This window comes from Paraburkholderia sp. (assembly GCF_036488505.1).
In the GTDB taxonomy this organism is placed as follows: domain Bacteria; phylum Pseudomonadota; class Gammaproteobacteria; order Burkholderiales; family Burkholderiaceae; genus Paraburkholderia.
Genome location: NZ_DASXHN010000230.1, coordinates 1 through 10,246, shown reverse-complemented (window position 1 = coordinate 10,246; position 10,246 = coordinate 1). Strand labels below are relative to the sequence as shown.

Sequence of the window (10,246 nt, the reverse complement as noted above, 5' to 3'; positions counted from 1 at the left end):
GATGGAAACATACGATGCGTCCAATGGCGGCGTGAAGCCGCGCATTCATACGTTCGGGCTGATGGCGGATTACAACCTTTCCAAGCGCACCGACGTCTATCTGCAGGGCGCGTATCAGCAGGTCACCGGCGATTCGACACTCTCAATCCTCGATTACGCGTTTATCCCCGGCGCCCAGTCGCCGTCATCGACGTCGAAGCAAGTCGTGGTGCGCGCAGCGATCCGGCATAAGTTCTAGCTTTGCGCCTGCGGTCGCGTCGACTCGCGCGGCGGTTCGAGGCTCGAATAGCCGTTCAGCTTCAGCGCTTACTCCGCGCGGCGGGCTCACGCTCGCTTCTCGCGTCGCGAGCCGGAGGTCTTTACCCACTGGGTCATCCGCATTGGGTGCCGGGCGGCCCGCCGGCTGAGCCGCGGCGCGGATACGCCTGCGGTGCCGCGCCGTCCCATTCCTTTGTCGACTTCCGACGCTAATTGCCGCTTGCACCTCACCCCCGCGATTCAAGTTCCGGCAGTGTCTGCCGATAACGCAAAGGCCAACAATGGTGAAATGTGTCAACGGCCGGCAGCGTGCTTATTACGTCCGCGTCAGAACGCCTGCACCGCAACCGCGGGACACGGTCCGTAAGGTTTGTATCAGTGTGTGTGGTGTCAAGTTTTTCGTTAAGGCGCACTTTACAATTCGCCGGATTTTGATCGGCAACCGGGCTGTGTCCGGTTTTTACCGCGGTCGCCGCGACGTGCGAGACCCGGCGCGTGACGGGCAGCACGGGCATCCGCGCGGCCCTTGAATACGAGCAGGAGTCGAGCAGCATGAGAAAACGTTTCGACAGAACGATGCAGGCCGGTGTCGCCGGCGTGTGGGTCGCACTGGCACTTGGCGGTTGCGCGAACTTCGGTCAGCTGAACGGGCAAAGTGGCGCGGGCGCGGGCGCGACATCGGGCGTAGCGGCGGCGAATGCAAGCGCCACGACGGACGCGGCCGTCGGATCCGCGCAACTGACGATCGACGCCAACCAGAACGCGCGGCTGAAGAAATCTCCGCCGCTCGTCTACCGGGTCAGGCGCGGCGACACGCTTGCGCGCGTCGCGCAGCGTCATCACTGCAGCGTCAAACAGTTGCAGGCGTGGAATGGACTGAAGGCATCGGCGCGGCTCAAGCCGGGGCAGGTGCTGCATGTCGCGTCGCCCGAAACGGTACGGGCGGTGAAGCTGGCCAACGCGGCGGCAGCCGCCGCGTCGGCGCCGGCGCAAACCGCAGCCCAAACCGCAGCCCAAACCGCAGCCCAGACCGCAGCCCAGACCGCAGCCCAGACCGCAGCCCAAACCTCAGCTCAGGCTTCCACCCAAGCCGCGCCGCTTCCCGACGCCGCGACGGTCCACGAAGTGATGCAGGAAACCCGCCGGCACGCGAACAGCGTGACGCTCACGTGGCCTGCGTCCGGCAGCGTGGTCGAAGCATTCCAGCCGGGTGCCACGCGCGGCATCGAAATCGGCGGCAAGCCCGGCGACCCGGTGCGGGCCGCCGCCGACGGCAAGGTGATGTACGCGGGCACCGGACTGAACGGCTATGGCAGTCTGATCATCGTGCAGCACAACAAGGATTTTCTGACCGTGTACTCGCACAACCGCAAACTGCTGGTCAAGATGGGCGACGTGGTTCGCCGGGGACAGCAGATCGCGGAGATGGGCGACGAAAGCAACTCGCGCGTGTCGCTCGGCTTCGAGGTGCGCCGCGACGGCAAGCCGGTCGATCCACTGCCGTATCTGCCGCAGGGGCGCGGCTAGGTTCGGCGTCGTCGCGCCGAACGCTTTCGACGATCTACGACGACCTACGACGACCTACGACGCCGCGCAACCCTGCACGCGCCGCAGCGGCAAGCGCCCGCGGCGCCGCTTCGCGTAGGCGGCCAGGTGACGTTGGGCCAGGCTGGCCAACCTGGGTAGCACGCATTCAGCAAGTTCCCCTTGCGCTCGCCACAACGTCCCGCAAAAGCTCACCGTTGTTTTAATCAGCAAAGCCAGGAAATCCGCTCGGCGACTTGTTTGGATCGTCGTTCCATCGATCAAAGCGCAACGCCGCGCGCCCGGATCCTTACGAACCAGGTAGAAAACACCTTACAGCAACGGGGATCGCTGCTGCCGACGACAGCAAAGCGCGGGCATTGCCCGATGATTCATCGATCGCGAGAAATAAAGGCCGCGTCAATCGACAGCGCATCGCGCGCCAGAACGGCTTTCTCAACGGTGAGAAGATTCGGGAGCCGGCAGCGTATCGATCGCGTTGCCGCTCCGTCCGAACCGACCGGTGCACTGCCCGTTCGCATCCGCGCCTGACTACCCCGGTTGCGCACCGCGCAACACGCGCGACACCTCGCCGTGGTAATGCAGGATCGCCGGGTCGGCCTGCAATAGCGGCAGGTAGCGCGGCAGGAAGCTATTGTTCGGCTGATCCGCCGAGAACAGTCCGACGACGGCTTCGGCCGTCGCGCGCCGATCGGCGGCATCGGCCTCCGCGTCGTCGAGAATTTCGTCGACGCTCGCGATCACCGTCGATAGCGGCGCGAGCCAGCGAAATCCCGACCCGTTGATCAGCACCTGCAGGAACGCCGCAGGCGTCACCGGGCCGAATTCCTTTTCGTACGACGCACGTTCGTGATCGAGAATCGCCTTGTGCAGCGCCAGCAGCGGTCTGCGAATGTCCGAGAGGAATTGAGTGCATTGCGGGTCGTTCATCGGCGGCTCCTGCGGCTGAAGTGACGCGACGCCATCGTGCCTCGCAATTGCGCATCACGCGATGCATAACGCGCATCGATTCGCGTGCGTCACGCTGATGGGTCGATGCGTCGATGGTAACGCATTGATTCGCGCGCGGGTTTGATCAGCCATGCAGCAAGCATGCACGCGGCCATCGCTCTGCATTGTCCGTTGTCGGGCTTCAACGAATCATGTGCAGCCACGAGGCGAATTTTTTTCTCCACGACTACAATCGCCCGGTCTGTAAGCAACGTTAGCTCAGCCGCAGCCCGTCTTGCGCCGCGCATTAGCGCGATGTGCCGAACAAACACGGCGCGCCTTCGCGATCTGACGCGGCGTTGCGATCCAAACCGTGTGACCACAATACATCCACACCGGAGCCGCCCATGACAACGTTCAATATCAACGGCCAAAACCATACCGTCGACGCGCCGCCCGACATGCCCCTGTTGTGGGTGCTGCGCGATCTCGTCGGCCTGACCGGCACCAAGTTCGGTTGCGGCATCGCCCAATGCGGCGCCTGCACCGTGCATCTCGATGGCGTCGCGGTGCGCTCGTGCGTCTTCCCCGCCGCCGCGGTCGGCGAGCGCAAGGTCGTCACGATCGAAGCGGTCGGCCAGACCCCGGCTGGACAAAAAGTGCAGCAGGCCTGGCGCGAACTCGATGTCGTGCAATGCGGCTACTGTCAGTCGGGGCAGGTGATGTCGGCGGCATCGCTGCTCGCGCGCAACCCCAATCCGAGCGACGCGGACATCGACGCCGCGATGGCCGGCAACATCTGCCGCTGCGGTACCTACAATCGCATCCGCGTGGCGATCAAGCACGCCGCGAAGGGGGCGTGACATGTCCCAGCGATTGCTCGATAAACACCACGCGCCTGGCCTGTCGCGGCGCGGCTTCCTCAAGTTCGGCATCGCGGTCGGCGGAGCGGCCGGCGGCGGTCTGCTGCTCGGCTTCAGCGTGCCGGCCGCGAGTCAGGATCAGACAACCGGCAAGACCGTGATCGGCGGCGATGCGAACGAAGCGCCGCAAAGCGGCGTGTTCGCGCCCAACGCATTCATCCAGATCGACACCGCCGGCAAGGTCACACTCGTAATGCCGAAGGTCGAGATGGGTCAGGGCGTCTATACGTCGATTCCGATGCTGATCGCCGAAGAACTCGAAGTGCCGCTCGATTCGGTCACGCTCGATCACGCGCCGCCGAATGAAAAACTCTTCAAGGACCCGCTGCTCGGCGGCCAGTTGACCGGCGGCTCGACGTCGATCCGGTTCGCGTGGGATCCGATGCGCCGCGCCGGCGCGACCGCGCGCGCGATGCTGATCAACGCGGCTGCCGCGCAATGGCAGGTCGATCCAGCCAGCTGCCACGCGCAGGCCGGCCAGGTGATCCATCCGGCGAGCAATCGCAGCGCGAGCTACGGTCAGCTCGTGCAGGCCGCGGCAACGCAGGCGGTGCCACAGAACGTGCCGCTGAAAGACCCGAAGGATTTCAAGCTGATCGGCACGCCCGCGAAGCGCCTCGATTCGCCGGAGAAAGTGGACGGCACCGCGATGTTCGGCCTCGACGTGCGTCTTCCCGGCATGGTCTACGCGGCGATCGCGAATTCTCCGGTGTTCGGCGGCACGCTCGCGAGCGTCGACGACACGCATGCGAAGACGATCCCCGGCGTGCGGCAGATCATCCGGGTCGACAACGCGGTCGCGGTGATCGGCGATCACACGTGGGCCGCCAAGCGCGGCTTGCAGGCGCTCGATATCAAGTGGAACGAAGGCGCTGGCGCCCAGCTGTCGATGAAGACGATCGTCGACGATCTCGCGGCCGCGTCGCAGCGTAAAGGCGCGGTCGCGCGCAAGGAAGGCGACGTGCGTCGCGCGTTCGGCGACGCGAAGACGCGGGTCGACGCGGTGTATCAGCAGCCGTTCCTCGCGCACGCAACGATGGAGCCGGTCAACTGCACGGTCCATGTGCGCGCCGACGCGTGCGAAGTGTGGCTCGGTTCGCAGGTGCCGACGCGGGTCGTCGATGCGGCGGCCGCCGTCACCGGCCTGCCGGCGGACCAGATCATCGTGCACAACCACCTGCTCGGCGGTGGTTTCGGTCGGCGGCTCGAAACCGATATGGTCACGCAGGCGGTGAAGGTCGCCAAACAGCTATCGACGCCGGTCAAGGTGGTATGGACGCGCGAGGAAGACATCCAGCACGACATGTATCGGCCGTATTACTACGACACGATTTCTGCCGGGCTCGATGCGAACGGCAAGCCGATCGCATGGCAGCACCGGATCGTCGGCTCGTCGATCCTCGCGCGCTTCGCGCCGCCCGCGTTCCAGAACGGGCTCGATCGCGACGCGGTGGAGGTCGCCTCCGATCTGCCGTACGACCTGCCGAACCAGCTTATCGATTACGTGCGCCAGGAGCCGCATGCGATTCCGACTGCGTTCTGGCGCGGCGTCGGGCCGACGCGCGGCACGTTCGTCGTCGAAAGTTTCGTCGATGAACTCGCCGCGCACGCGAAGATCGATCCGGTGCAATACCGGCGCAGCCTGCTCGGCATATCGCCGCGTGCGCTGAACGTGCTCAACGTGGCCGCGCAGGCCGGCAACTGGGGCAGCACGCTGCCGCAGGGTCAAGGGCGGGGGGTGTCGGTGATGCACGCGTTCGGCAGCTTCTTCGCGATCGTGCTCGAAGTGGCGGTCGACCAGGGCGAGGTGACGGTCAAGCGCGTCAATTGCGCGGTCGATTGCGGGATGGTCGTCAATCCGAACACGATCGAAGCGCAGGTGCAGGGCGGCATCATCTTCGGCATCACGGCGGCGCTCTATAGCGAGATCACGATCCAGAACGGCCGCGTCCAGCAGAACAACTTCACCGACTATCGGATGCTACGCATCGACCAGACGCCGCCGATCGACGTGCATATCGTCAAGAGCGGCGAGGCGCCAGGCGGCATCGGCGAGCCGGGCACCGCGGCGCTCGCGCCCGCGCTGACCAATGCGATCTACGCGGCGACCGGCAAGCGGCTGCGCCAATTGCCGGTCGGCCGTCAACTGCATACCGCGTGACCAGGGAGCCTGTGATGAAAAACACTCTGAAGGGGTTGGGCGCGGCATTGTGCGTCGCGTTGCCGTTGTTCGCGCCACCGCCGGCTGATGCGGCAAGCGCGGCCGATCAGGCGCTGGTGCAACGCGGCGCCTATCTCGCCCAGCTCGGCGATTGCGCGGCCTGTCATACCGCGCCCAAAGGCAAACCGTTCGCCGGTGGCCTGCCGATGAACACGCCGCTGGGCCGCATCTACGCGACCAATATCACGCCGGACCCGCAAACCGGCATCGGCGGCTATACCGAAGAAGACTTCGCGCGGGCGATGCGCGAGGGTGTCGCGAAAGACGGCCACAACCTGTACCCGGCGATGCCCTATCCGTCGTATGCCAAGGTCAGCGACGACGACATGAAGGCGCTGTACGCGTTCTTCATGCACGGCGTCGCGCCGGTGCAGCAGGCCAATCGCGAGTCCGATATCAAATGGCCGATGAACATGCGCTGGCCGCTCAAGTTGTGGAATATGGCGTTCCTCGACAAGGGCGCGTATCGCGACAAGCCGGGCAAGGACGTCGCGTGGAATCGCGGCGCGTATCTGGTGCAGGGGCTCGGACATTGCGGCTCGTGCCATACGCCGCGCGGCGTCGCGTTTCAGGAAAGCGCGCTCGACGAAAGCGGCAGTGGCTTCCTGAGCGGCGCGCTGCTCGACGGCTGGTACGCGTCGAACCTGACCGGCGAACACAACGTCGGCCTCGGCCGCTGGAGCGAGCAGGATATCGGCGCGTTCCTGAAGACCGGCGCGAACCGGCACGCGTCGGCATTCGGCTCGATGACCAGCGTGATCAACAACAGCACGCAGAACATGAGCGATGCGGACGTCGCGGCGATGTCGACGTATCTGAAGTCGCTGGCGCCGGCGGGCGGCAACGGCGCGCAGCCCTACAGGTACGATGCACAGGCAACCCGGGTATCGCTCGATCGCCCCGCGAACGATGCCGGTGCGCGCGTGTACACCGCGTATTGCATGCACTGCCACGCCGTCGACGGACGCGGTTTCGCGCCGATGCTCGCGCCGCTCGCCGGCAATCCGAACGTGCTCGCCCGGGATCCGTCGTCGCTGATCAACGTGACGTTGAACGGCACCCCCGATCTCGTGATCAACGGTGTGCCGTCGCCATTCCCGATGCCGGGCTTCGCGGCGGTGCTCGACGACCAGCAGATCGCCGATGTGCTCAGCTTCGTGCGCGCGGGGTGGAACAACGGCGCGCCGGCGGTTGGCGCGGCGCAGGTCGCGAAGCTGCGCAAGTCGACCGAGGCGGCGCGCTAGGCGCGGACAGTCGAGGTGGGGCGGCCGTCATCGATGCTGTCCCACCTTCTGCCGCTTCTCCAGCGTGCGCGCATACCACGTGAGCGGAAAGCACATCGCGAAGTAGATCATCGCGACCATCCCGTAGATCGGAAACGGCCGGAACGCGGCATTGGTAATCATCGAGCCGGTCTTGGTCAGTTCGGTGAAACCGATGATCGACGCAAGCGCGGTGCTTTTCACGACCTGCACAAGAAAACCGACTGTCGGCGCGACCGCGATCTTTAGCGCCTGCGGCCACACGATGTAGCGCAACTGCTGGCTGAACGTCATGCCCAGACTCGCGCCCGCCGCCCACTGGCCACGCGGCACCGCCTCGACGCAGCCGCGCCAGATATCCACCAGATACGCGCTTGTATAGAGCGTCAGCGTAACCGCCGCCGCGGCCCATGGCGACACGTCGACGCCGAGCAGCGGCAGGCCGAAGAACGTCAGAAACAACTGCATCAGCAGCGGTGTGCCCTGAAACACTTCGACGTACAGCACGACGATGCGGCGCAGCCATCCGACCGGCGACACCCGCGGCGCGAGCAACACCAATCCGACGATGCCGCCGCCGACGAACGCGATCACCGACAGCAACAAGGTCCAGCGCGCGGCGAGCAGCAGATTGCGGGCGATGTCCCACAGCGTGAATTCGACCATGATCAGTGCTCCGCTGGCGCGCTGCGCGCGCCGCGCCACAACAGGCGGCTGCGCCCGTTGCGCGGCTTGCCGCCGTCGCCGCGCGTGGCGCGGCCCGCGAACAGATTGCGGCCGAAGTGGTTCAGCAATTGCCGCAGCACGATCGACATCAGCAGATAGGCCGCGGTGATGATCAGGTAGCTCTCGAACGAGCGGAAGTTGCGCGACTGGATAAAGTTCGCCGCATAGGTCAGGTCAGGCACCGAGATCTGCGACACCACGGCCGAGCCGAGCATCACGATCAGCACCTGGCCGAGCAACGCGGGAAATACATTGGCGAGCGCCTGCGGCAGCACCACGTGACGGAACACCTGGCGTCCGTGCAGACCGAGCGCTTGCGCGGCCTGCACCTGGCCACGCGAAACCGAATCGATCCCGGCGCGCACGATCTCGGTTGCGTACGCGCCGAGATTGACGGTCATCGCGAGCACCGCGGCCTGCACTTCGTCGATACGAATGCCGAGGCTCGGCAGCCCGAAAAACACGAAGAACAGCTGCACGAGAAACGGCGTATTGCGGATCAGCTCGACGTAGCTCGCGACCAGCCAGCGCGCCCATTTGGGCCCGGCGGCCGCGATGCTCGCGCCGGCGATGCCGACGAGGCCGCCGAGCAGTGTCGATACCGCCGTGAGCCCGAGGGTCACGGCCGCGCCGCGCACGAGCATGTCGGCATAGAGGCCGAAGCCGCTGAAATCGAACGCGTAGGTCATCGCTGCACACTTATCGTTGGATCGGATTCCGGCAATCGCGGCCGGCTGCGCGACGCAAGGCCCGTGAGCGGCGGGCCGTCAGCGCGGGCAGGTTAGAGATCGGCGGGCAGTGGCGCGCGCAGCCACTTCTGCGAAATCGCGTTCATCGTACCGTCCTTGCGGGCCTTCACAATCGTTTCGTCGACCTTCGCCTTCAGGCGCGGCTCGTTCTTGTTCAGGCCGACGTGATCGGGCGAGCTGAACAGCGAGAACTTCTGCTCCGGATCGTTGGCCGGATGCCGCGCCAGAATCGTCGCGCCGACGTCGTTGCCGACCACCATCAACTGCGCCTGGCCGGAAAGAAACGCCGAGATGGCGCCGTTCGGATCGTCGAAACGCTTGATGGTCGCGGTGGGCGGTGCGATCTTCGTCACGCTCAGGTCTTCGAGCGTGCCGCGCGCGACCGAAATCGACTTGCCGGCGAGGTCGGCGGCGTTCTTCACATGCAGCGATTTCGGGCCGAACACTGCGAGGTAGTACGGCGCGTAGGGCAGCGAGAAATCGATCACTTTCTCGCGCTCCGGCGTCTGGCCGACCGACAGCAACATGTCGGCCTTATGGTCAGCGAGAAAGGCCATGCGGTTGTCGCCAGTCACAGGTACGAGTTCGACCCGCGCGTTGAGCGCCTTGCCGATCAGATTGGCGACGTCGATGTCATAGCCGACCGGCTTCATGTCCGGGCCGATTGAGCCGAACGGCGGATAGTCCTCGAACACGCCGATGCGCACGGTGCCGGACTTCGAGATCGTGTCGAGCGCATCGGCATGCGCGGCCGACGGCAGCGCGCATAGCACGCCGAGCGCGGTCATCGCCAGCGTCGCGGCGAGCATGGCGAATACGCGGCGCGGCTTCGCGCGGCGTGGCGATTGCGGAGCGGGGGGCTGGTTCATCATCTGTTCCTCAGTCGAAAAGCGTCGTTATTGAAATGCTGTGAGTGCGCGCAACGCATCAGGCGGCGCGTGCCGCGATCAGCTTGCACGCATGCGGCGGCAGTTCGGCGAGCACCGGCATGCCGAGCGCGAGCCCCGGCGTTTCGCGCGGCGTGGTCGCGGCGGTCAGCGTGAAGCCGCTGCAATCGATCGTCGCTTCCAGCGACGCGCCCACGTCGCGAATAAACGTGACGGTACCCGGCAGCCGGTTCGGGCCGGCCGGGTCCGAAGCCGCTTTTACGCAGATATCCTCGGGCCGGATCAGCAGACGGATCGCGTCGCCGGCCTGCGTGCTGCCAGCGAGCGGCGCGCTCGGGTTCGGCGTGACCGCGATGCGCCGGCCGCCCGGCAGGCTCACGCTGCCGGCGCCATCGTACTGAACCGGCAGGATATTGCCCAGGCCGATGAAATCCGCGACGAACTCGCTGACCGGATCGCGATAGATATCGAGCGGCTTGCCGACCTGCGCGATGCGGCCTTTCTCCATCACGACGATTTCGTCGGCCATCGTCATCGCTTCGCGCTGGTCGTGCGTGACCATGATCGTCGTGATGGCGAGGCGTTGCTGGAGCAGGCGGATTTCGACCTGCATCGCTTCGCGCAGCTTCGCGTCGAGCGCGGACAGCGGTTCGTCGAGCAACAACAGTTGCGGTTCCGACGCGATCGCGCGCGCAATCGCGACGCGCTGCCGCTGGCCGCCCGATAGCTGCGTGACCGGCCGGTT

9 protein-coding genes and 1 pseudogene are annotated in these 10,246 nt (G+C 65.6%); 5 read left to right on the top strand and 5 right to left on the bottom strand.

The genetic code is table 11. The annotated features are described in order from the left end of the window. A pseudogene (locus VGH68_RS14160) lies at nt 1-238 on the top strand (porin); the annotation flags it as partial. 572 nt (nt 239-810) lie between these two features. Further along, the gene (locus VGH68_RS14155; RefSeq protein WP_331604271.1) at nt 811-1,785 is read left to right on the top strand and encodes a peptidoglycan DD-metalloendopeptidase family protein; all 975 of its coding nucleotides are present in this window, start codon (nt 811-813) and stop codon (nt 1,783-1,785) included. Between the two features lie 549 nt (nt 1,786-2,334). Here VGH68_RS14155 and VGH68_RS14150 read toward each other — a convergent pair. Beyond that, nucleotides 2,335-2,733, bottom strand: coding sequence for a hypothetical protein (locus VGH68_RS14150; protein ID WP_331604270.1), 399 nt, complete (start codon nt 2,731-2,733; stop codon nt 2,335-2,337). A gap of 407 nt (nt 2,734-3,140) precedes the next feature. Here VGH68_RS14150 and VGH68_RS14145 point away from each other — a divergent pair, with 407 nt between their 5' ends. From VGH68_RS14145 to VGH68_RS14135, 3 genes are read left to right on the top strand one after another with little or no spacing between them, the layout of a single operon-like run. After that, a complete protein-coding gene (locus VGH68_RS14145; protein WP_331604269.1) occupies nt 3,141-3,596 on the top strand; it encodes a (2Fe-2S)-binding protein in 456 nt (151 codons plus the stop codon). A gap of 1 nt (nt 3,597) precedes the next feature. Then, nucleotides 3,598-5,817, top strand: a complete 2,220-nt coding sequence (locus VGH68_RS14140; RefSeq protein WP_331604268.1) for a xanthine dehydrogenase family protein molybdopterin-binding subunit — start codon at nt 3,598-3,600, stop codon at nt 5,815-5,817. Between the two features lie 14 nt (nt 5,818-5,831). Continuing rightward, nucleotides 5,832-7,121, top strand: coding sequence for a cytochrome c (locus VGH68_RS14135; RefSeq protein ID WP_331604267.1), 1,290 nt, complete (start codon nt 5,832-5,834; stop codon nt 7,119-7,121). 27 nt (nt 7,122-7,148) lie between these two features. On the opposite strand, the gene VGH68_RS14130 is transcribed toward VGH68_RS14135, so the two are convergent. From VGH68_RS14130 to VGH68_RS14115, 4 genes are all read right to left on the bottom strand, one after another. After that, entirely contained in the window at nt 7,149-7,805 is a 657-nt protein-coding gene (locus VGH68_RS14130) for an amino acid ABC transporter permease (RefSeq protein WP_331604265.1), read from the bottom strand. Nucleotides 7,806-7,807: 2 nt separating this feature from the next. Beyond that, the gene (locus tag VGH68_RS14125) at nt 7,808-8,554 is read right to left on the bottom strand and encodes an amino acid ABC transporter permease (RefSeq protein ID WP_331604264.1); all 747 of its coding nucleotides are present in this window, start codon (nt 8,552-8,554) and stop codon (nt 7,808-7,810) included. Between the two features lie 92 nt (nt 8,555-8,646). After that, the gene (locus tag VGH68_RS14120) at nt 8,647-9,483 is read right to left on the bottom strand and encodes a transporter substrate-binding domain-containing protein (protein ID WP_331604263.1); all 837 of its coding nucleotides are present in this window, start codon (nt 9,481-9,483) and stop codon (nt 8,647-8,649) included. A 58-nt stretch (nt 9,484-9,541) separates the two neighbouring features. Continuing rightward, nucleotides 9,542-10,246 (bottom strand): ABC transporter ATP-binding protein (locus tag VGH68_RS14115; protein WP_331604262.1); only part of this gene is annotated, 705 nt, incomplete at its 5' end.